This is a genomic window from Geobacillus sp. 46C-IIa (assembly GCF_014679505.1).
Classification (GTDB): Bacteria; Bacillota; Bacilli; order Bacillales; family Anoxybacillaceae; genus Geobacillus.
This window is the reverse complement of sequence record NZ_CP061474.1, coordinates 2976000-2998161: the sequence shown is the minus strand read 5'-3', so window position 1 is coordinate 2998161 and position 22162 is coordinate 2976000. Positions and strand designations below refer to the sequence as shown.

24 protein-coding genes, 1 pseudogene and 1 riboswitch are annotated in these 22162 nt (G+C 52.2%); of the genes and pseudogenes, 11 read left to right on the top strand and 14 right to left on the bottom strand.

Annotated elements, in window-relative coordinates; translation table 11 throughout:
• Positions 1-137: 137 nt before the first annotated feature.
• Positions 138-590, bottom strand: coding sequence for a C40 family peptidase (locus IC803_RS15115; RefSeq protein WP_081209688.1), 453 nt, complete (start codon positions 588-590; stop codon positions 138-140).
• Between the two features lie 344 nt (positions 591-934).
• Here IC803_RS15115 and IC803_RS15110 point away from each other — a divergent pair, with 344 nt between their 5' ends.
• From IC803_RS15110 to IC803_RS15090, 5 genes are all read left to right on the top strand, one after another.
• The gene (locus tag IC803_RS15110) at positions 935-3388 is read left to right on the top strand and encodes a putative bifunctional diguanylate cyclase/phosphodiesterase (RefSeq protein WP_190304223.1); all 2454 of its coding nucleotides are present in this window, start codon (positions 935-937) and stop codon (positions 3386-3388) included.
• A 1-nt stretch (position 3389) separates the two neighbouring features.
• Complete coding sequence (locus IC803_RS15105) at positions 3390-3761, top strand: DnaJ family domain-containing protein (protein ID WP_020958623.1); 372 nt, start codon at positions 3390-3392, stop codon at positions 3759-3761.
• Between the two features lie 202 nt (positions 3762-3963).
• A complete protein-coding gene (locus tag IC803_RS15100; protein ID WP_081209686.1) occupies positions 3964-4527 on the top strand; it encodes a hypothetical protein in 564 nt (187 codons plus the stop codon).
• A 99-nt stretch (positions 4528-4626) separates the two neighbouring features.
• Complete coding sequence (locus IC803_RS15095; protein WP_081209684.1) at positions 4627-5271, top strand: precorrin-2 dehydrogenase/sirohydrochlorin ferrochelatase family protein; 645 nt, start codon at positions 4627-4629, stop codon at positions 5269-5271.
• Entirely contained in the window at positions 5268-6080 is an 813-nt protein-coding gene (locus IC803_RS15090) for a PhzF family phenazine biosynthesis protein (RefSeq protein WP_081209682.1), read from the top strand. The genes IC803_RS15095 and IC803_RS15090 overlap by 4 nt, the downstream gene beginning before the upstream one ends.
• 118 nt (positions 6081-6198) lie before the next feature.
• Here the strand turns inward: IC803_RS15090 and bshB2 are convergent, their stop codons facing one another.
• On the bottom strand, positions 6199-6852 hold the full coding sequence (gene bshB2, locus IC803_RS15085; RefSeq protein WP_081209680.1) for a bacillithiol biosynthesis deacetylase BshB2: 654 nt from the start codon (positions 6850-6852) through the stop codon (positions 6199-6201).
• A gap of 13 nt (positions 6853-6865) precedes the next feature.
• The gene (locus IC803_RS15080) at positions 6866-7213 is read right to left on the bottom strand and encodes a YojF family protein (RefSeq protein WP_081209678.1); all 348 of its coding nucleotides are present in this window, start codon (positions 7211-7213) and stop codon (positions 6866-6868) included.
• 166 nt (positions 7214-7379) lie between these two features.
• Here IC803_RS15080 and IC803_RS15075 point away from each other — a divergent pair, with 166 nt between their 5' ends.
• The gene (locus IC803_RS15075) at positions 7380-8150 is read left to right on the top strand and encodes an arginase family protein (protein WP_081209676.1); all 771 of its coding nucleotides are present in this window, start codon (positions 7380-7382) and stop codon (positions 8148-8150) included.
• Between the two features lie 130 nt (positions 8151-8280).
• Here the strand turns inward: IC803_RS15075 and IC803_RS15070 are convergent, their stop codons facing one another.
• The 8 genes from IC803_RS15070 to IC803_RS15035 all read right to left on the bottom strand — a co-directional run bounded on the left by IC803_RS15070 (position 8281) and on the right by IC803_RS15035 (position 14578).
• Positions 8281-8556 (bottom strand): acylphosphatase, encoded by a 276-nt coding sequence (locus IC803_RS15070; protein ID WP_081209674.1) that lies wholly within the window; start codon positions 8554-8556, stop codon positions 8281-8283.
• Positions 8557-8643: 87 nt separating this feature from the next.
• Positions 8644-9390 (bottom strand): sirohydrochlorin chelatase, encoded by a 747-nt coding sequence (locus tag IC803_RS15065; RefSeq protein ID WP_081209672.1) that lies wholly within the window; start codon positions 9388-9390, stop codon positions 8644-8646.
• Positions 9391-9400: 10 nt separating this feature from the next.
• On the bottom strand, positions 9401-10177 hold the full coding sequence (gene cobA / locus IC803_RS15060) for a uroporphyrinogen-III C-methyltransferase (RefSeq protein ID WP_081209846.1): 777 nt from the start codon (positions 10175-10177) through the stop codon (positions 9401-9403).
• Positions 10178-10317: 140 nt separating this feature from the next.
• Positions 10318-10929 (bottom strand): adenylyl-sulfate kinase, encoded by a 612-nt coding sequence (cysC, locus tag IC803_RS15055; protein ID WP_081209670.1) that lies wholly within the window; start codon positions 10927-10929, stop codon positions 10318-10320.
• Between the two features lie 12 nt (positions 10930-10941).
• Entirely contained in the window at positions 10942-12102 is a 1161-nt protein-coding gene (gene sat / locus IC803_RS15050; protein WP_081209668.1) for a sulfate adenylyltransferase, read from the bottom strand.
• A 47-nt stretch (positions 12103-12149) separates the two neighbouring features.
• Positions 12150-13223 carry a sulfate permease gene (locus IC803_RS15045; RefSeq protein ID WP_081209666.1) on the bottom strand — a complete coding sequence of 358 codons (1074 nt, stop codon included), beginning with the start codon at positions 13221-13223 and terminating at the stop codon, positions 12150-12152.
• A gap of 14 nt (positions 13224-13237) precedes the next feature.
• Positions 13238-13945: a phosphoadenylyl-sulfate reductase gene (locus IC803_RS15040; protein ID WP_081209664.1), complete on the bottom strand. Its 708-nt coding sequence runs from the start codon at positions 13943-13945 to the stop codon at positions 13238-13240.
• 122 nt (positions 13946-14067) lie between these two features.
• A riboswitch (SAM riboswitch) is annotated at positions 14068-14174 on the bottom strand.
• Between the two features lie 179 nt (positions 14175-14353).
• Complete coding sequence (locus IC803_RS15035) at positions 14354-14578, bottom strand: DUF1128 domain-containing protein (RefSeq protein WP_063166774.1); 225 nt, start codon at positions 14576-14578, stop codon at positions 14354-14356.
• A 227-nt stretch (positions 14579-14805) separates the two neighbouring features.
• Here IC803_RS15035 and IC803_RS15030 point away from each other — a divergent pair, with 227 nt between their 5' ends.
• A complete protein-coding gene (locus tag IC803_RS15030) occupies positions 14806-15288 on the top strand; it encodes a low molecular weight protein-tyrosine-phosphatase (RefSeq protein WP_081209662.1) in 483 nt (160 codons plus the stop codon).
• A 55-nt stretch (positions 15289-15343) separates the two neighbouring features.
• Positions 15344-16177 carry a YihY/virulence factor BrkB family protein gene (locus tag IC803_RS15025; RefSeq protein WP_081209660.1) on the top strand — a complete coding sequence of 278 codons (834 nt, stop codon included), beginning with the start codon at positions 15344-15346 and terminating at the stop codon, positions 16175-16177.
• Between the two features lie 223 nt (positions 16178-16400).
• On the opposite strand, the gene IC803_RS15020 is transcribed toward IC803_RS15025, so the two are convergent.
• Positions 16401-16547: a BH0509 family protein gene (locus IC803_RS15020; RefSeq protein WP_041267834.1), complete on the bottom strand. Its 147-nt coding sequence runs from the start codon at positions 16545-16547 to the stop codon at positions 16401-16403.
• 119 nt (positions 16548-16666) lie between these two features.
• Positions 16667-17800, bottom strand: coding sequence for an MFS transporter (locus tag IC803_RS15015; RefSeq protein WP_081209658.1), 1134 nt, complete (start codon positions 17798-17800; stop codon positions 16667-16669).
• A 161-nt stretch (positions 17801-17961) separates the two neighbouring features.
• Here IC803_RS15015 and IC803_RS15010 point away from each other — a divergent pair.
• Positions 17962-18102 (top strand): annotated as a pseudogene (locus IC803_RS15010) (calcium/proton exchanger); the annotation flags it as partial.
• 151 nt (positions 18103-18253) lie between these two features.
• On the top strand, positions 18254-19042 hold the full coding sequence (locus tag IC803_RS15005; RefSeq protein WP_081209656.1) for a YfkD famly protein: 789 nt from the start codon (positions 18254-18256) through the stop codon (positions 19040-19042).
• 111 nt (positions 19043-19153) lie between these two features.
• Here IC803_RS15005 and yfkAB read toward each other — a convergent pair whose 3' ends face one another.
• Entirely contained in the window at positions 19154-20278 is a 1125-nt protein-coding gene (gene yfkAB, locus IC803_RS15000) for a radical SAM/CxCxxxxC motif protein YfkAB (protein ID WP_081209654.1), read from the bottom strand.
• Between the two features lie 229 nt (positions 20279-20507).
• On the opposite strand from yfkAB, the gene IC803_RS14995 reads away from it, so the two are divergent.
• Positions 20508-22055, top strand: a complete 1548-nt coding sequence (locus IC803_RS14995; RefSeq protein WP_081209652.1) for a fumarate hydratase — start codon at positions 20508-20510, stop codon at positions 22053-22055.
• The last annotated feature ends 107 nt before the right edge of the window (positions 22056-22162 follow it).

Below are 22162 nucleotides of genomic sequence, written 5' to 3'. Positions count from 1 at the left end.
AAGTATTCCCCCGATCCCCTATGAATAGATATTGGGCTCTCCGGTTGCGGAGAGCCGCTTTTTTTTGGCCATAAAAAAACCCTCTGCCTATTTAGGTGAGCCTAATAGGACAGAGAGCTTTTCGTTCGCTGGAACCGTTACAATCGTTTGGCCCCGACGTATTTCGTTTTCCAGTAGCTGCTGTTTAAATTGTCGATTTTCACACCGCGCGAAACAGCGTGGATGACTTGGTTGTTTCCGATGTAAATCGCCACGTGCGAGACGCCTTTTGTTCGTTTCGAAGTATCAAAAAATACTAAATCCCCCGGTTTTAATTTCGACTTATGTACGTATGACCCTTTTTTATACATCTCTTTGGAAGAGCGCGGCAAGGTGACGCCAACTTTTTTATGCGCATAGTAGATAAATCCCGAGCAATCGAATCCTTTTGGTGTCGTGCCGCCATACCGATAAGGAGTGCCGACAAGCTTTTTTGCTTCGGCGATCAGCCGTGTTTTGTTAGCCGCTGCATTGGAGTTGGAAGTGCTTACAAAGAAGGAGGAAAATAGAACGATCATAGATACAGACAAAAGAGTGAGCCATTTTTTCATTTTCCCTAACCCCCGACAAGATCTTTTTCCATTCGACGTTATCTGACTACAGTATAACAGAGGAAAATGGTCTTGTTTTTTACAGTTGAATTAAATAATGTTACAATGCGTTTACAAATATAGGACCTAGTCTTAATGGCTTGTAGAAATCTGTTTCTATGTTCCTTATTGGATGTTCGTTTTTGTGGCGACAGTGATACGGCTTTTCTGATACTTCGGTCCTATGACTCATGTATAAATGTCGGAAGGTGTCGAACGAATAGGAACGGCGGAGGGAAGCGAGTAGGGAACAAGGACTTTATAATGAAAGAAGAACGTCGAAAAAGCTATGATGGTGATGATTCATGTCGAATAAGTTTGAGTATCTCGTATACATGTTCGGGTTTCTCTTGACAGCAGGTGCTGTCTATATGTATGCCCAACGGATGACAAAGCGGCACGGGGCATTGCCGCCATGGAGGGCGGCGCCGAAACTGACCGCCGTTTTCGTTATATGTTCGCTCTTTCTTTTAGGCGCTGGAATGGCTTATATCGATGAAGCAGAGAATCATGAACGTGAAGAATATAAGGAAAGCGCGAAGCAAATCGCCGGCATGATCGCCGGCGATTTGGCCGCCATGGGGCATGATCGTCTTGATGAAAACGCGGGCCGTCTGCCCGCGTATCATACGATGCTGGCTGCTCTTGAGCGATGGCAGCACTATGGCCGCGTGCTTAGTGTATATACGTTAAAAAAGAACGGGAACGGTGAGTTGTATTTTGTTGTCGCTCCAGCGGCCGATGACAACCGGAACGGCCGCATCGACGGCAAAAATGAACAAGCTGTTCCGCCCGGGACGATTTACCGTCGCGATTTTCCGGAAATAGAAGCGGCGTTTCAAGGTCGGTTTGCGATGGAACAGCATCCGACAACAGACGAGTGGGGGAGAAGCATCAGCGCATTTATGCCGATTCATAGGCCCGATGGGGCAGTGGATGCGGTTGTCGGCATCGATTATGATGCGAAGATGTATGAGCGACGCCTGCAAAACGAACGGCAAAAGGCAGCGGTCATCATGATGACGATTTATTTCATCACCGTCTCCATTTATTTGTTGGCGCTGCACCAGCAAATGGAACGGAGGGCGTTTGCCATCTATAAAAAAACGCTGGCAGCGAATGAGCGGCGGCTGCGGCGGCTGGCAGAAATGACGATGGAAGGAATCATCGTGTATGCATCCAGGAACATTGTTGAGGTAAACGAAGCGGCGTGCCGCCTGCTTGGCTATACAGAAAGCGAACTCGTCCACTTGCCGATCGATGATATCGTTGTCGACGGATCGATGAGACCGGGCCGTTCGGACAGCGGATTGGAGCGGTTTGAGATCGAGCTGCGCCGAAAGGACGGAACGGTGTTTCCGGCGGAAGTCGTGCAGCGCCGCTACGATTACGAAGGGCAAAAAGTAACGGTCGCCGCTGTCCGTGATGTAACGGAGCGAAAGCAAAACGAAGAGCGGATGCACTATATCACCAGCCACGACGAATTGACCGGGCTGCCGAATAAAGAGGCGATGTACAAGGCGGCGGAGCGTTGTCTTGCCGATGCAAACAGGTTTCAGCAAGAAGTGGCGGTTATGTTTTTAGAAGTGATCGGCATTAAGACGATCAACGATTTTTACGGCTATGCCGTCGGGGACGAAGTGTTGCTTTATTTGTCCCGCATTTGGCGGGAACAGAAGGGAATAACGATCGGACGTTGGAGCGGAAATGAATTTATCGCTGTGCTGCCGGATAGCGCGAATGAAAAAGCGGAGGAAGCAGCGAAACGATTGATTGAAGCCGCTGACGAACCGATCGTTGTCAACGGTCTTGAGCTATATGTGACGGTGAACGTCGGCATCAGTGTCTATCCGAAGGACGGAGAGGAGGCGAAAACGTTAATTCGCAAGGCGGATATTGCCCGCTATGAGGCTCGGAAAAAAGCGGCGAGCGATTTTCTCTTTTTCACTGAACCGATGGCCGACCGGCTGCATGAAAAGATGGCCATGGAACGCGATTTGCGGCGTGCGCTTCAAAATGGGGAATTCGAGCTGTATTACCAGCCGCAGATTCGGCTTTATGACCGGCAAGTCATCGGCATGGAAGCGCTCATCCGCTGGCGCCACCCGGAAAAAGGGATGATCCCTCCATCATTGTTTATTCCGGTCGCCGAACAAACGGGGATGATTATTCCGATCAACGAATGGGTGATCCGCACCGCCTGCCGGCAAACGAAACAGCTGATCGATCAGTTTCCGCATTTGTCCGTCTCCGTCAACTTATCACCGTATGAATTTGAAAGCCGGCGGTTTGTCGACAAGCTCGCCCGCCTGCTCGCTGACACCGGGTTGCCGCCGCACCATTTAGATCTTGAAATTACGGAACGAATGACAATGGATACGGAGCGTGCACTCGATATTTTGGCGAAGCTCAAAGCGCTCGGCGTGACGATCAGCATGGACGATTTCGGCACCGGCTACAGCTCGCTCAGCTACCTGACCGATTTGCCGATCGATCGGCTGAAAATTGACCGTTCGTTCGTCCAGCATATTCAAGGAAAAAAAGATGTCATCTTGCCGTCCATTATCCGCCTTGGGCATAATATAGGTGTAAAAGTGTTAGCCGAAGGGGTAGAAACAGAGACTGAAGCGGCTTACTTGCAAGGAAAACGGTGTGATGAGGCGCAAGGGTATTATTTTTCCCCGCCGCTTCCGTATGACGAATTTGTCCGTTTTTTAACCGAGCAGCATGCGAGGCGGCAGGCACAGGAGTTGACGTGAAATGGATGGATTTTGGCGCATTGCCGAAGAGAAAATTCGCGAGGCGATGAAAAATGGCGAGTTTGATCACTTGCCCGGTTTTGGAAAGCCGCTCGAGCTTGAGGATATTTCTCATATTCCCGAAGAGTTGCGGCTCGGGTATTTGTTGCTGAAAAATGCCGGGTATGTGACGGAAGAGACGGAATTGCGAAAAGAACTGATGACGCTTGAAGATTTGCTTCGCTGTTGCGAGGATGACGAGAAAAAACAAGAGCTTACGAAAAAATGGACGGAAAAACAACTCCGCTTTGCTGAACTGATGAAAAAGCGGCAGCAGACGAACTCAAAGGCGCTGCGCGATTACGGGCGGCGCATTGAGGAAAAATTCCGCTAGGCATGTTCTCTCAATAAACATGGGGAGGTTCGATTTTTGACGAACCTCCTTAACTTTTTATGCAATGATGCCCAAAAAACGGGGAAAATAGGAACGAATGATGGTTGGAAAGGGGAGATCGCCATAGACGTGAATGAACGGTGAATGGAGCGGGTCGAAGTTGCCATGGAGAAGAACCGAAAAAGAAAAGGAGTGAAAAAGCATGAAAAACGTATGGTTGGCGTTTTTTGCTTCTCTCGTATTGGTGATGCCGTCATGGGTGGCTGCCGGCCATCATGAAGCCGTCAACGTTCATTTGCCGGTTGGACATATGTGGAAGCATGGGGCGCTCGATGAGCAAAAGTGGATGGAAATGGTCCAAACGTATACGCCAGAGCAGGCTGGCGAGTGGAAAAAAGTGTTGGATGAACGGAACGCGCTTCGCGAGCAGTTCAAGGACAAAAAAGTGAAACAGGCGATGAAAGAGAAGCATAAGCAACTGAAAAAGGAGCGTGAGGCGGCTCTTGACCGGCTCATCGATCAGCTCGCGGACAAAAAAATAACGAAAGAGCAGTTTAAGCAAGAACTGAAACAGTTACATAAAAAGAAACGTTGGATGACAAAGGAAGAAAAAAAGCAGCTCCATATGCTTCATGAGCAAACAAGGCAAGCCATGGAGAACAATGACCAAGAGGCGATGAAAAAACTGCTTCCGCAATGGCTTGAGTATATGAAAAAGGAAAACGAGCGGCTGGCAAAATGCCTTCAAGAAGTCAAACAAGGGTGATATAATAGAAAAAAAGCCGTGTTTTGTGCACGGCTTCTTTTTTTATCCTTCGTTTGCCTAAGGCAGGGATGAAGTTTACCGCGAGAGGAGGAGTGTGTCATGGGATATCCGGTCATTCTTCAGGTGCGCGGCCGCCGGGCGGTCGTTGTTGGCGGGGGGAAGGTGGCGGCAAGGAAAATTCATGGATTGTTAGAGGCAGGGGCGGAAATCGTCATGATTGCGCCTGAAGCGGAGCGGGAGCTTCAAGCGTTGGCCGCCGAGGGAGTGATCGTTTGGAAGAAGAAGCGATTTGACCGAGACGATTTGGCAGGAGCGTTTTTGGTGATTGCCGCGACGAATGATCGCGAGGTGAATGAAGCGGTGGCACAGGCGGCAGCGCCCGGGCAACTCGTCAATGTCGTGGATGACCCGGAGCGGTGTGATTTTCACGTTCCCGCTGTCGTCCGCCGCGGTCCATTAACGATCGCTGTCTCGACTGAAGGTGCAAGCCCGGCGGTCGCTCGCCGCATTCGTCGCGAGCTTGAGGAGCAGTATGGGGAAGAGTACGGGCCGTATCTTGAGTTTTTGCAACGGGCTCGCGACATTGTATTGCGCGAAGTGGATGACGCCGAGGGACGAAAACGGCTGTTTCGGGCGCTCGCTGCCGATTCGTTCCGACAAAACGGCCGTTGGGATGAGAAATTCGCACACCTGTTGAAGAAAGAAAAAGAACGAATCCGAGAAAGAAAGGATGAGAATGGTTGAGGATTCCGATGTACATTGTTGATGCGTTCACCGATCAGCCGTTTGCCGGCAACCCGGCGGCCGTCTGCCTGTTGCCGCAGCCGGCCCGTGATGAGTGGATGCAGCGTGTTGCCGCAGAAATGAATTTGTCTGAGACAGCCTTTGTCGTTCCGCACGAGGGCGGTTACCGTCTGCGCTGGTTTACCCCTAAGGCAGAGGTTGATTTGTGCGGTCATGCAACTTTGGCGAGTGCCCATGTGCTGTGGGAGCGCGGGCAGCGCCGCCGGGGTGAAGCGATTGCCTTTTTCACGAACAGCGGTGTATTGACGGCTATAAACAATGACGGATGGATTCGACTTGATTTTCCGAGTGAAGCCCCGATGTTGGACGAGTCGCCTCCCGCGGTGCTCACTGACGCCTTGGCGGCAAAGCCGCTGTTTATCGGGAGAAACCGGTTTGACTATTTAGTGGAAGTTGATTCGGAACAAACCGTGTATGAACTGCAGCCGGATTTTCGCTTGCTTCAACAAGTGGACGCCCGGGGTGTGATCGTAACAAGCTGCTCGTCAGCGGGAGAAGCGGACTTTGTGTCGCGGGCCTTTTTTCCGGCTATCGGTGTGCCCGAAGATCCCGTCACCGGTTCGGCGCACTGCTGCCTTGGACCGTATTGGGCGGACAGGCTCGGGAAAACGACGCTCGTTGGCCATCAAGTTTCATCCCGCGGCGGTATTGTGCGGGTGACGGTGGCAGGGAAAAGGGTGCATCTTGAAGGAAAAGCGGTCACCGTGCTGAAGGGAGAATTGACCGATGAAGCGGGGATTTTCCTGTAGTTGGAACGACGGCGGCCTAGCGGGGTGGCGATGCTTGTGTGCGTTAATGGGTCGCGCCTAATAGAAAAATAGGGAGGGTGAACCAAGCCCCTCCCGCTCAAACCGGAGTCCCCTCCGCCTAATCGTCCCACTGGTACGTCCAAAACCGCTCTGTTTTCAGCCAGGCGAGCGCGTCGCCGCGTTTTGAAGCCGCCTGCATCAGCCCTTCCGTTTGCGAGCGGTGAGCGCGAATGGCGGCGAGTTTCGTATCAATCACCGAGCTGACATCGCGGACGACGTCCGGCTGGCCGAGATCTTGCTCGCAGTTCTTGGCAAAGGCAACGCAATAAACGGTCGGCCGTTGTTCTTTTGGCCACCGCTTCAACGCGCGAATGACAGCAGCCCCGCATGCATCATGGTCGGGATGGACGCTGTAACCGGGATAAAACGTAATGACAAGCGACGGATTCGTTTCTGCTGCGATGGCGGCAATCCGGTCGGCCAGTTCTTCTTCATCTTCAAATTCGACTGTTTTGTCGCGATAGCCGAGCAAGCGCAAATCGTGAATGCCGAGAACGCGGCACGCTTCCTCTAGTTCTTGTCTACGAATTAACGGCAACGTTTCGCGATTGGCAAACGGGGGCACGCCCATATTCCGCCCCATTTCGCCAAGCGTCAAGCAGGCGTATGTCACCGGTGTGCCGCTTTGCACATGCTGGGCGATCGTTCCCGAGACGCCGAACGCCTCATCGTCCGGGTGGGGAAAGACAACGAGTACATGTCGTTCGTTCATCGGAAGCTCCTCCTTAGGCAAATGGCTTGCCGCTCAGCTCAAGGGCGACAGCCAGTTTTCCTTCATAGTCATGTCCCGCTAACAGCAATTGTCCTTCTTTCGTCCATTCCCAATGGGTTAACCCTTCGGCGTACACCCAGCCGATATCGAGCTTCAGCCCGACGCGGTATGGCCCTGGGCCGGTGATTTTGCCGCGGGTGAAGCGGATGCAGGCGTTGCGAATGTAAGCGCCAGCGGAAAAAACTCCTTCATTATGGTGAGAGGCATACGCCCCGTTCGTCGTCTCCAAATGAATGTATATGTCGCGGTTGGCAAGGCGGTTCAGCGCCTCTTGCACGGCGGCGGCGTCAATCGGCTGCACGCGAAGTCCCTCCTTTAGTTGTTTTCTATATATTGTACATGACGAGAGCATAGGAACGGAACTATTTCGCCTTTCATTGTATAATGAAAAAAGAGGACACATCTTGGACTCATCCGCACCTTAGAGGCGTTGAACAACGATTCAGCGAAAGGAAAGGTGAGGAGAAATGGGGTTTCAAGGCAACGGTGTCGCTGTGCTGAATGTTGATGGCACATACCGGCCGCAAAAGCAGCTGTTTCGGTTTCCGCATGAGTGGATTGATCTCATCGATATACCGGAGACGAATTTGTATTGCAGCGAGGCGGCGCTCGCCGAAATGGAGAAGCGGTTGCGCCGGCGGCGAACCCGCGGGGCGGTGCTGATCGGGAGCGGCAACTATCATTATATCACGTATTTGTTGTTGAAAGAAATTAACGAACCGTTCACCCTTGTGCTGTTTGACCACCATACGGACGCTGAACAGGGTGATGACCGCCTTATTTCATGCGGATCGTGGGTGGCTCATGCGCTCCAACATGCGCTGTTGCGAAAAGTCGTGATTGTTGGTCCATCGTTTTCTCCGCGCGATCTCCGTTTATCTCCGAATATTACTGTTCTTCCGTTTGATGACCATGATGAATGGCCGAATGCGCTTCTGCAAGCCATCCCGACCGAAAGCGTGTATATCAGCATCGATAAAGACGCGCTTCGCCGCGAAGACGCGGTCACGAACTGGGATCAAGGAAGGATGCCGCTTTTCCGCTTGCTCGCTTGCCTGCGTCTGCTATTATTCTATAAAAAAGTGCTAGGCGTAGATATATGCGGAGAATATCCGCAAGCGGCCGTCGATCTATTTGATCCGCTTTGCCGTGAGGCGCGGCGCAAAAATGAACAGGCAAACAGCGCTATTTTAGAGACGTGTTTTCGTTACGCCGCTTCCCATTTGCGTCCGGCTTGATCGGTGAAAAGGCCGGTGAACATCGCTGCGCCTGATCATCGATGGTTGTTGAATTCATCTCCCGCCTGCTCATTGGGCGATCGCCCTGCACATTCCTTAAGGCGGGAGACTTCTTTCGGAAATTATGTTATCACCCGTACATAATGCGGAACTGTTTCTCATCAGGGCGGGTGTCGCGCGGTGCAATGTGCATACGCGTGACTTTGGCAAACATCGTTCCAGCTTCAATCGTATCCAAAAAGAGCTGGAGGGCGCTTTCATGTCCTTGGGCTTCCATTTCCACCGTCCCGTCGTCATTGTTTTTCACCCAGCCGGTCAGCTGCCGCTTCAGTGCTTCGTGTTGGACGAAATAGCGAAAGCCAACGCCTTGTACACGTCCTTCGACAATGACATGAACCCGTTTCATGGCGATGATGCCTCCTTCGTCACGATCACTCTGTTTTCATGATATAATAGATGAAGGAGAAAGTACATGAAAAAGGAGCTTGTTTGTTCAAGCTCCTTTTTTCGTAAGCGATAGTGACGATAGTTGTTGTTGAATGAGCGTTATGAGCCGCGGATGATAGCCTAAGTAAGAGCATAAATGCCACTGTTGGGGGGAAACAGGGAGCGCCTCTAGTTTCTGTTCGATCGTTTTCATTAAGACGCCAGTAAACAATAAATACGGAACGACAAATACGCGCTGGTATGTGGATGCGTTCGCCTGTTTAAGCCCTTCGTCGAGCGTCGGACGGATGGCGGCGAGAAAACAAACATCGACATGCGGCACGTTCGTTTTTTCTTTCAGGCGTCGGGCGATGGCGGCGATGTCGCGCTTTGTATCCGGGTCGCTGCTGCCGCGGCCGATGAGCAGAATCATCGATTTATCATCAAGCGGCGTCGCCTGTTCACTGATGCGGTCAATGATGATATCGATCATCGTTTCATGGACGCCAAACGGGGTGCCGCAGGTGATCTCGAGAGACGGATGCCGACGTTTCGCGCGCTCGAGCGCCGCCGGGATGTCGTGTTTCGCGTGCCCGGCGGATAGAAGCAGGAGCGGAATGACGATGACGCGCGTCGCTCCTTGGGCGACGCAACGGTCAACGCCGGTAACGATATCGGGTTCCACCAGTTCGACGAAGCAAAGCTCTTGAATCGGGATGTCAATGGCCGCTTTGCATCGTTCGACGAAACGCGCCGCTTCATCGCGCGCCGCCGCGATGCGGCTGCCGTGGCTGACGTATAAAATGGCTTCCATCGCGACCGCCTCACGATGTCGCGCCAGCGGCCGCGGATGATGCCAACAGCCGTTCGAACCATTGAATGTTGGTGCGCAGCCGGACGACATCCCCGATGATGACCATGCTTGGATTTTCAATGTTTTCCTTGGCGACGATCCCGGCGATCGTCGCCAGCGTGCCGGTGACCGTGCGCTGAGACGCTGTCGTTCCCCACTCGATGACCGCCGCTGGCGTCTCCGGCGCCTTGCCATACTTGACTAGCTGTTCGCAAATATACGGCAAATGATGAACCCCCATGTAAATGGCGATCGTATCAATGCCTTTGGCAAGGCTCTCCCATTTGATATCTTCACGGTTTCCGTCGCGCCGATGTCCGGTGACAAAGGCAACGCTTGAGCTGAACTCGCGATGGGTGACAGGGATGCCGGCATAAGCCGCCGCAGCGATGGCAGAGGTGACACCGGGAACGATCTCAAACTCAATCCCATGCTTGACGAGCGCCTCTGCTTCTTCACCGCCGCGTCCGAACACGAACGGATCGCCGCCTTTTAAGCGGACGACGGTTTTTCCTTTTTTGGCGTGCAGGATGAGGGAATGGTTGATCGTTTCTTGCTGCATCACGTGGTAGCCGGGCAGCTTGCCGCAAAAGATGAGCTCGGCGCTCGGTTTCGCATACGACAGCAGCTCTTCGTTAATGAGGCGGTCGTATAAAATGACATCCGCCTGCTGAATGCATTTTAATCCTTTGACGGTGATGAGTTCCGGGTCGCCGGGACCGGCGCCGACAAGATATACTTTGCCCATCGTTGTTTCAGCCCTTTCTTGCATGATCCAGCTCGCCGCCGAAAGACGGTATGTTTTCATTGTAAACGGATCGGCTTGGTGCGAAAACGACTTTGTTAAATCATCTCCCGCTCTTTTTTTCGAGCGGGAGACGGGAAGGATTAATTGGTTTCTGCTGTCGGGATCAATCCGCGGTCGCGCAAGTAGGCGATCACTTGCGCGACGCACTCGTCGACAGAGTAGCGGTGTGTTTCAATCGTCAACTCGGGCGCTTTCGGCGCTTCGTACGGTGAGTCGATGCCGGTAAATTCGCGGATTTCTCCGCGGCGCGCCTTTTCATACAATCCTTTTGGATCGCGTTTTTCACATTCTTCAAGCGGACAGTTGACGTAAATTTCGATAAACTCATCTTCTTCAACTAAGCGGCGGACGAGTGCCCGGTCTTCGGCAAACGGCGAAATAAAGGCGGTTAGCACAAACTGGCCGCTGTCGACAAACAGTTTCGCCACTTCGCCGATGCGGCGGATGTTTTCCGTCCGGTCGTCGGCGGAAAAGCCGAGGTCTTTATTGAGCCCATGGCGGATGTTGTCGCCGTCTAATACGTAGTTTTGAATGCCGAGCTCAAACAGCCGTCTTGAGACGGCGTTCGCCACTGTCGATTTGCCCGAGCCGGACAGCCCGGTGAACCAAAGGATGGCACTATGGTGACCGTTGCGCTCGCGCCGGTCTTTTTTCGTGACCGATGTCTGATGCCAAACGATGTTCGTGCTCATGATGCTCCTCCTTTAGCGCGTTGACGGGGTGACCGCTTCGCGTTCTTGCAATCCTTTGATCAAGACGGCAGCGACTTCGGGACGGCTGAACGTGCTTGGCGGCACTTGGCCGTTGCGCAGCATTTCGCGGACTTTCGTGCCGGAAAGGACGACATGATGCTCAGCGTCATGCGGGCACGTTTTCGTGGACGCCATGCCTTGGCATTTCGTGCAATAAAAGCTATGTTCGAAAAAGAGCGGTGTAATCCCGAGTTCTTCAGCCGTAAAGTTCGAGAAAATTTTTTGCGCGTCATACGTGCCATAATAATTGCCGACACCGGCATGGTCGCGGCCGACGATGAAGTGCGTGCAGCCGAAGTTTTTGCGCACCATGGCATGGAAAATGGCCTCACGCGGTCCGGCATAGCGCATGGCTGCTTGAAAGACGCCTAAGAAGACGCGGTCTTTTGGATAATAGTTTTCAAGCAGCACTTGGTAGCTTTCCATCCGGATGTCAGCCGGAATGTCATCCGCTTTTGTTTCACCGACGAGCGGGTTTAAAAACAAACCGTCGACGATCTCAAGCGCGCATTTTTGGATGTATTCGTGAGCACGGTGGACCGGATTGCGCGTTTGGAAGCCGACAACAGTGTTCCAGCCGAGTTCGGTAAACCGTTTCCGTGTTTCTGCAGGGTCGAAATAAAACGCGGCGAACTGTCCTTTATCGGTTCGTTTGACAAGCGTGATTTCCCCGCCGACGTACACATCCGGTTTTTCAAACAGTTTGCGCACGCCAGGATGGGCGAGTTCATCCGTTTTGTAAACGAACGTGGCTTCTTTCGTTTTGTCCGGGCGGTACATATCAGCGATCTCAATGACGCCATACACTTCGCCGCCATAAACGAGCTTCACTTTATCGCCAACGGCGAGCTCTTTTGCTTTCTCCTCTGTCACTGCGAGCGTGATCGGAATGCTCCAGACGGTGCCATCAGCGAGGCGCATCGTTTCCACAACCGCATCGTAGTCCGCTTTCGTTAAAAAGCCGGTAAGCGGGCTGTACGCCCCCGTGCCGATCAATTCCAAATCGCTTAATTCCGCTTTCGACAGTTCGATCGTTTTGGATGTTTCGTCAAGCGGATAGTCCGGATTCCAACGGTTGATTAATGTGCCGCCATGCGGGATGCTTAAGCTCATGTTCATAACCTCCTGGAATGATAGATGTTAAGAGTTTATGTTTAGAATTAAATGCCTCCGCCATGTTCATGAAGCGAGCGTTCTTCTTCAGCGATTGTTTTTTTCAAGCTGATGACGCCGAGGGTCGCTAAACAAACGCTGAAAATGGCGATGACCGTATAGACGTCGCTGTCAAGCAGTAGTTTCACAAGGCTGTACGAAATGACAAGGGAAAAAATCGGTGAAACAAACCAAACTTTTAAAAGCTGGACAACGATTCGCTTCTGCCAGATCGATAAGCCGCTTTTGGCCGTGCCGATGCCAATGATGGCTGATGTCGTAATTTGGGTGAGCGGCACAGGCAAGCCAAACAGCGACGCAAGGATGACAAGCACCGCTCCAGTCCCCGATATGGCGCTCCCTTCAAACGGGGAAAAGTTCGTAATCTTCTTCCCATTTGTTTCTAATACACGGTGTCCGAGCAGGAGCGCTCCAGCGGCGACGAACAAGCCGCCGAGGATCGTTGCCGGTCCGATCCCGATCAGCCCGGCGCCGACAAGCGGCCCGACAGCGTTCGCGACGTTGTTCATGCCGGCGGAGAACGCCTCGAAAAAGCCAGTGACAATGAGCAAGGTCATAAATGTCTTTTGCCAGCGGCCTTGCTCAAGCTGCGGATATTTTCGCTTGAGCGCTAAAAACCATTTGCCGACGGCGAACGTAAATGAGAAGGCAATGATCGGAATGATGATCCACACCGAGACGATAAACAGCAGTTTGTGAAAGTACACCACTTGGTAGGCAATGCCGACACCGACGACCGACCCGACAGTGATCTCGCTCGTCGATAGCGGAATGCCCATGATGTTCGCGGCAAAAAGTGAAATGGTTGCCGCCGTTAAAATAATCACAACGATTTTGACGGTAAGGATCGAAGACGGGATAATGCCCGAGCCGATCGTTTTCACCACTTCTCCGCCGCCGAGGCTGCCAAGAAAAACGCCGATGCCGCAAAGAAGGAGGGCGACCGATTTTCGGGGAATGGCGCCCGATCCGTAAGCGACGCCCATCGAGGCGGCCGCGCCGCTCGCCCCGATGTTCATGGCGAAGAAAAAGGATACAATAAAGGCAATCGCAAGGAGCATATGATGTTCTCCCCCTATGTGAGATGGAGCCCGCACTCCGTTTTCCCTTGGCCGGCCCAGCGTCCGGAGCGCAAATCATTCGGGTCTGATGCCGGCGCTGTACACGGGGCGCAGCCGATGCTCGGGTAGCCGCGGTCATGAAGCACGTTGTATGGAAGATCGTGTTTATACACATAGTTCCATACGTCTTTCCATGTCCAATGAATGAGCGGACAGACTTTGACCGAACGGAATTTGTCGTCCTTGTTGATGTATTCAACATGACGCCGCGTCGGCGATTGTTCACGGCGCAAGCCGGAAATCCAGGCGGTCACCCCAGTCAGCACTTCACGCAGTGGAATGACTTTGCGCAACTCGCAGCATTTGTTTGGATCGCGTTTCCATAGCTCGTCGCCAAACTGTGCGGCTTGTTCTTCCAGCGTCAAGTGGGGCTGTTTCATGACGATGCGGAGGGAAGGGTATGTTTCTTTCACCTTCGCGATCGTATCGTACGTTTCTTGAAAGTGCAACCTGGTGTCTAAGAAGACGATCTCTGCATCAGGCTTCACTTTCGAAATCAAATCAATCAGCACAATCCCTTCGATGCCAAAGCTGCAGGCGTACACAATTTCATCGCCGTACTCGCGGTACGCCCAAGCGAGGACGTCAAGCGCTCCTTTTGTTTCATTGTCAGACGGAAAAGACGGTTTTTCTGCCGTTTCCCACCGATCATACGTGAGCATCGTTTCCCCCTCCTTATAAATCAAAGAAAATCCACGTAATTAGTCGGATATTTACTCAGCAAGCAGCAGCCCGGCGACAAAAATGCCCTTTCCATTTTGGAAAGAGCGGAAGAACTAGCGACGCCTTATCTTCCAAAATGGAACCCATTTTGCTGGAATTGGCACCTTGCTAAACAGAGCAGGTTGCCGGAGTTCATCGGGCCAGTCCCTCCCTCGCTCTTGATAAGCGTATGTAATGGATGTAATTGATTAAAATTTTAGCACAATTGCCGCCAATGTCAATCCTAGTTTTTCGATAGGAATTATTTTTTTATCATTCCAATGCGGGAAGCTTGGCATGAACGAAAGTGAGGAGCGTTCAGCTATGGGCGGCAGCCTAAGCATGCCGTCTTGGCGAAAGGCAGAACATTATTTTTTGCGCAAGTTTCCAAGTTCTTCAACGATCGCCTGCATTTCGCTCGGACTGAACGTCTCGCGCTTCATGACCATCTCATAAATGTCTTTCAGTTCATCATACCATTCTTCGGAAAAATGGGACGGCTTAATGGCATCAAAGTTCAACACTTTCAACTTTTGCTTCAGCTGCTCGATCATATATTCGACGTTTTCCGCCGACCGTTTCGATAAGTCCATCGTTTGGCTCCTTTCATGGCAAGATATCATGTATTGTACCATACAGGCGGTGAAAATAGGGAGGGGGATGACTTGTTTGCCTGCCGAAAAGCGGACAATGTAGTAAAATATAGATGCATGTGCACGATATGCCGGAAAGCGGCATAAAAGGTCTAGACGGAGGAAAAAGAAGAAAGACTAACGATAGGAGACATGCTGTCGAAACAGCGAAAGGGGTTGTTGTTCGGATGATCAAAGTGTTGTTTGTTTGCCTTGGGAACATTTGCCGTTCACCGATGGCTGAAGCGATCTTTCGCCACTTAGTGAAAGAACGCGGGCTCGATGGGCGTATCGCCGTTGATTCGGCGGGAACGGGCAGCTGGCATGTCGGCGAGCCGCCGCATGAAGGGACAAGGCGCATCTTAAACGAAAACGCCATTGATTATTCTGGCATTCGCGCCCGGCAAGTCGGCCGCTGCGATTTGGAGGAATTTGATTACATTATCGCCATGGATGCCGCCAATTTACACGATTTGCGCCGGCTGGCCGGACCCAATTCATCGGCCGTCATCGCCCGGTTGCTCGATTTTGTGCCCGAACGGGAAAAAGACGACGTGCCGGATCCATATTATACTGGGAATTTCGCCGAAGTATATCATCTTGTCCGTTCCGGATGCGAGCATTTGCTTGAGGCCATCATCCGTGACCATCAGCTTGTCGCGGGCGAATAAAGAGTGTCAAAAAGGGATGCGCTCGTTTTGAAAAAACGGAAAAGGAGGGCAGCCCATGTTCTTGAACATGACGTTCATCCGCGAGTTGGCCCGGCGCTTTATAGAGGATGAAATTCCGCGGTTGTCGGCGGAATTGGCGTACTACTTTCTTTTGTCGCTGTTTCCGTTTTTGCTGTTTTTAATGACGCTGTTGGCGTATTTGCCTATTCCGCATGAAGATGTGCTTGCGCTCGTACGGCAATACGCGCCGAAAGAGGCGCTTCATCTCATTGAGACAAATGTGCATCGCCTGATGGACGAGCAAAATGGGAAACTGTTGTCGTTAAGCATTATCGGTGCCGTCTGGTCCGCCTCAAATGGGATGGGCGCCATTATGCGGGCGTTCAACCGCGCCTACGACGTCGAGGAAAATCGTCCGTTTTGGGTGGCGCGCGGATTGTCGGTCGTGCTGACGCTCGGGATGATCGCCGTGATCATCATCGCGCTCGTGCTGCCGGTATTCGGGAGAATGATCGGGCTGTTTTTGTTTTCAGCATTAGGGTTATCGGAACACTTTTTAACCGCATGGAATGCATTCCGTTGGACGATGAGTTCGCTGTTATTGTTTGCCGTTTTCACCGCCCTGTATTATTTTGCCCCGAACAAACAACTGCGCTGCGTCAATGTCGTGCGCGGCGCTTTATTCGCCACTGCCGGTTGGATTGCGACGTCGCTGGCGTTTGCCTATTATGTCAACCATTTTGCCAATTACACGGCCATGCACGGAAGCCTCGGCGGGATGATCGTCTTGATGATTTGGCTTTATTTATCCGGCATGGTGCTCGTTTTAGGCGGAGAAATGAACGCGATTTTCGATTGTGAGCGTGAAGGGAGGAAGAGGATGCGCTAACGTGCGCATAAACGGCCCGAAAACCGGATAACGTAACGATGTGGGGGATTTTGATACAGGGGGGATGACGATGGCCAAGCATACGAAAAAAGACGGGGGCACGAAACAAAAAGGAAAAAACAGGCCGAAGCATAAAACGAGCGGCAGTGCCAACGGCCAAAACGGCTATCATTGAAAAAGGGCGCTCTTTCCAGAGCGCCCTTTTTCATGCGGAACAGCCTCTTTACTCAACGCTTTCTTCGTGATGATGGTAATAGCGTTCGTAAATGTACTCGATTTCCGCGTCGGTCATGTAGGCCAGCTGCTCCCGCGATAACCCCCGCACTTTTTCGATAAACTCGATCATATTTTTCCGTTCCGCTCTGCTCATCATCGCCACTCCTTCACTCTGTTTTAAAACAGTAACTTTATATCTTGGTTTTATTATATAACAGAAGGAACAAAATGGTCAACAATTTTTTTGAAAAAAACAAAAAATAAAAAATGCGGTCAAGCCGCTTTTTCCTGTTCCCATCGTCTGGCAAGGCCAACGGCCGGGATGAGGAGAACGGCGCTGACCGCAAGGAAAAAGGCGTCGGCCGCCGCATCGACGGCGCTGCCGGCAAGCGGCGGACCGATCATGCTGCCGAGGCTGTATAGCATTCCGGACAACAAATTGCCGGCCGGAAGGAGCGCTTTCGGCAACAGGTCGGCCATATAGGCAATGCCAAGCGAGAAAAGCGACCCCGTAAACATCCCGGCGGCAAACAAGCAGGCAGCAAGCCCGACCGTCGATGTGCTAACGGCGAGGGCGGCCAAAAAACAGCTGATGCCGGCCAGCAGCGCGCCAATGATGGCAATGCGGCGTCCGAACCGGTCGCCAAGCGCACCGAGCGGGAGCTGAAAGATGATGCCGCCGAACGAGAAAAACGGCAAGATCAACGCGATCTGTTCGGCGCTCATGCGTTTATGCAAGGCATACAGCGGAAAAACGGAATGAATGGCCGCTTCCAAAAAGCCATAAGTAAGCGGCAGCAAGAGCGCCGGCCACGCATACCTCCACGCGCCGATCCATCGCCCGGCAGCTGAGGAAGACCGCTCAAACGGCTTCGGTTTTTCATTCGGCAGCCAAAAGACGGCACCCCACCCGACGAAGCTGAAGAGCGCAGCCAAATAAAACGGCAGCGCCTCGTTGATCGAGGCGAGTGAAGCGAGAAGCGGGCCGGCTGTAAAGCCGAGGCCAAATGCGAGTCCATACAGCGACAGCCGCCGTCCGCGCTCAGCCGGCGGCGAAAAGTCGGTAATCCACGTTTGGGTCGCAAAATGAAGCATATGGTCGCCCACCCCAATCAGAAGACGAAGAATAAGCCAAAAGAAAAATGAAGGAAAAAGTGGAAAAAGGATGAGCGAACAGATTACAATAAAACCACCAAGGAGAATCATTGGTTTGTATCCATATTTACCTAATGGGCGCTCCAAAAACGGTGAGATGGCAAGCACGCCGATATAGAGCGCAGCAGCGTGCGCTCCGTTAACGGTCGAGGAGACGCCGCTTTCATCGAGCAGCATGGCCAACAGCGGAAGCAACATCCCTTGGGACAAGCCGGAGATGGCGACGATTCCGGTTAAAATGGCAAAACGCATCGTGCATCCTCATTTCTGCTAAAATGGTGGACAACGAAACAAACAGGATCCCGCTTTTTTGCGGATCGACGTATCGTCCGTATTCATCGTACATACGAATGGCGGTCAATGCAACGAAAAACGTTACAAAGAAAGGTGGAATGAAAACGAATGAACAAATTTCGATTCCTGAGCTCATCGCGATGGGCGCTTCGGTGTTGTTGATGATTGTGCTCTCCAATGATGGAGATACAAATTGGTTTGAAGGGGCGACATTGCTCGCTGCCTATACGATTATGGGAATCGGCTTTTACTTGTTGTAAGCATGCACCCGGACGCCCGCCGTCCGGGTGTTTGTTTGCGCATGCGCGGGAAACGGAGCGTCAAAGCAGGACGAAATTTTCATCGCCGCGGATAAAGAGTGTATTTTGAAAGAAAATAACAGTGAATACGGGACAGAAAGGAGCGAATAGGATGAAAAAGTGGGCCGTTTCCTTATTGACGAGTGCGGTTCTTCTCTATGCGACGGCGTTTCCAGTGCTGGCGGCCTCCGGAAAACCAGCGCCCGGAACGGTGATCGATATATCAAAAGAAAATACGTATCCGAATCCGACGCAAGATTTGCCGCATTTAGAGCCGAGCTCGTTTACGAAACAGCTGTTAAAATCATCCAACGTAAAAATTGAGAATCCCGAATTGATTCATCTCCTTAACGAATCGTCAGCGACGAATACCCCGTGGGCCGTCGGCTACCGAGCGACGATTTATTTAGGCCAATGGCCGCTCAATTACCAGTCGCTTGAAACGTCAACGAATTGGGAATACCAAAAGGTCAACACGAATTTCCTCGATAACCGCGGCGGCGATACGGCGCAAAAACTGTACTATAAACAAGAAATGCAAAAATACGTCCGCGGCGGACTGACAGCGAAAGTGCCGAACGAGGATGCTGTGAAACGAATGATGTTAAATAAAGCGATGGAAAAAACGAAACTGCCGCTGTCATTCAGCACTGTTGTCGGCCTCGGCACGAAAAAAGATCAGCCCTACAATGTGCCGGCGAAAAAAATGGGCTACTTGTATGCGTATGCTCCAGCCGTGAATGAAAAAGGAAAGGTGACATACGGCGAAGTGTACGTTGTCTTGAAAGGAAACAAAAAGAAAATTGTCGTCAAAAACGTGACGACAAGAGGTGTCGGAGCGTGGATTCCGGTGCAAGATCGTCTATACGTGTCTTATGTTGTCAGTGAGCAGCCAAGGTAACGAAGGTGTCCCAAAGGCAATGGGACACCTTCTCTCATGGCGAGATATGTGCGTGAACGATATCGATCGGCCGTCTGTTGTTTGAAACGAATCGCTTGATCCAAGCGGCTTTTACAGGGCAACGCGTGCCGAGCGTTTTGTAAAATCGACATCCCGGTAATAGGTTTGTTTGACGAGCACGTTCGGTCCGAGGCAGCGCGCCGCCGGGCAGTGGCAAAGAAGCCCGCTTGCGAGCTTTGAACGGCGCCATTTGTCATACACGTCCGGCAGCGAATCGTGAATGATGTTGCCAAGCGGCGGTTCATCCCCGAAATCGGTGACGATAACATCGCCGGTGAAAATGTTGACATTGAGCCGCGAGCGGCCGTCCGGGTCGTTGCGCACGGTGACGTTTTTGCTTTCATACAGCCGCTTCAATAAGCGAAGATCGTCTTCGTTGCCGCTGCACGGGTAAAACGGCAGCGTGCCAAACAGCATCCAGACGTTTTCATCGCGAATGTCAAGCAAATGATGGATCGCTTGACGCAACTCGTCTAAGCTCAACGTCTCAAGTGCACTGGCAAAATCGCTTGGATACATCGGGTGGATTTCATGCCGCCGGCAGCCCATTTCCTCGACCACTTGGCGGTGGATCGTTTCCAAATGGCGAACCGTGCGCTTGTTGAGCATCGTTTCCGCCGACACCAAGACCCCCGCTTTCGCCAATGCTTTCGCGTTGTCGAGCATGCGCTGAAAATACTTTTCGCGCTGGGCGCGCGCCGGCTTCCGCTCCATCATGGCGAATCCGCCATCGACAAAGTCATCGATCGTTCCCCAGTTATGGGAGATATGCAGCACATCCAAATACGGAATGATTCGTTCATAACGCGCTAAATCGAGCGTCAAATTCGAATTGAGCTGCGTCCGCACCCCGCGTTCATGCGCATAGCGGAGAAGCGGAACAACGTATTGGTCAACGGATTTTAATGACAGCATCGGCTCGCCGCCGGTGATGCTTAAGGAGCGCAAATGCGGGATTTCCTCGAGCCGGCGGAGCAACAAGTCAAGCGGCAATGCCTCGGGGTCTTTTGCCGACAGCGTATAGCCGACGGCACAATGTTCGCAGCGCATATTGCAAAGCGTCGTTGTCGTGAACTCGATATTCGTCAGTTCAAGTTTTCCATATTCTTCAATGTCGACATACGCCTCCCACGGGTCATACGCCGGTGTAATCGCTGGCATGGTCGATGAACGCATGTCTTTCTCCTCTTTTCATTCAAAGTCTCAACGTTTATTATCGGCAACAGTTGCTCAGCTTGTCAATCGTTCTAGCCGCTGATCCTCTATCCCATTCCTATGAGACGGGCATGGAGCTGATGAGACAGAAAAGAAAGATTTTTTCCATAACCGAGAAAAAGCAGTATAATAGAAGGAGATGAGACAACTGCCGATAGGGCGATCAAAAGGGAAAGGGCGTGGAACCGACATGGAAAAATTCCAACAAAGCATGTATGACTTGATCGTTGAGACGTCAACGAAGCTGCCGAAGGACGTTCGCCGAGCGATCGCTCGAGCGAAAGTGCGCGAAAACGCCGGCACACGGGCAGCGATGGCGCTCGATACGATCGTCGAGAACATTCAAATGGCGGACGAAAACGTGTCGCCGATCTGTCAGGACACCGGCTTGCCGACGTTTAAAATTAAAGTGCCGGTCGGCGTCAACCAAATCGAAATGAAAAAAGCGATCCGCGCTGCCATTGTCGAAGCGACGAAAAACGGCAAGCTGCGTCCGAACTCGGTCGACTCGCTTACCGGCAAAAACAGCGGTGACAACTTAGGGGAAGGCGTGCCGGTCATTAAATTTGAACAATGGGAAAACGATTACATTGACGTTCGTTTGATTTTAAAAGGCGGCGGCTGTGAAAACAAAAACATCCAATACAGCCTTCCGTGCGAACTTGAAGGGCTCGGCCGCGCGGGCCGCGACCTTGACGGCATTCGCAAGTGCATCTTGCATGCGGTGTACCAAGCGCAAGGGCAAGGATGCAGCGCCGGCTTTATCGGCGTCGGCATCGGCGGCGACCGCTCATCAGGCTATGAACTCGCCAAAGAGCAGCTGTTCCGCCCAGTCGATGACGTCAACCCGATTGAGGAATTGCGCCAACTCGAAGAATACGTTATGGAAAATGCCAACAAACTCGGCATCGGCACGATGGGCTTTGGTGGTGAATCGACGCTGCTTGGCTGTAAAATCGGCGTCATGCACCGCATCCCGGCGAGCTTCTTCGTTTCCGTCGCCTACAACTGTTGGGCGTTCCGTCGCATGGGCGTGAAAATCGACCCGCAAACCGGCGAAATCATCGAATGGCTGTACCAAGACGGCGAAGAGGTCGATTTGACCAAGGAGCTGGAAAAAGCGGAAGCCGCTGCGGCGCTTGAACAAGGGGAGACACGCGTCATCGACCTCGTTCCGCCGCTGTCGGAAGAACAAGTGCGCCAGCTTCGCGTCGGCGATGTCGTCCGCATCAGCGGCATGATGTATACGGGCCGCGATGCCATTCATAAATATTTGATGGATCATGACGCGCCGGTCGACTTAAACGGGCAAATCATTTACCATTGCGGCCCGGTGATGCTGAAAGATGAGGAAGGCCGCTGGCACGTCAAAGCCGCCGGTCCGACGACAAGCATCCGCGAGGAGCCGTACCAAGGCGACATCATGAAAAAATTTGGCGTCCGCGCCGTCATCGGCAAAGGCGGCATGGGGGCGAAAACGCTGCAAGCCTTAAAAGAACACGGCGGCGTGTATTTGAACGCCATCGGCGGCGCCGCGCAATATTACGCGGACTGCATCAAATCGGTGGAAGGCGTCGATTTGCTGGAATTCGGCATCCCGGAAGCGATGTGGCATTTGCGGGTGGAAAACTTCACCGCCGTCGTCACGATGGATTCGCACGGCAACAGCTTGCATAAAGACGTGGAGCAATCATCGCTGGAAAAATTGGCCCAATTCAAAGAACCGGTGTTCAAATAATTAAAGAAAGAAGCGATTTCAAACGAACGGTTAGCCGATAAGATCACCTGGCCCCAAAAGCGTATGCCGCATGCGCTTTTGGGGCTTTTTTGCAAAAAATGGCGCGC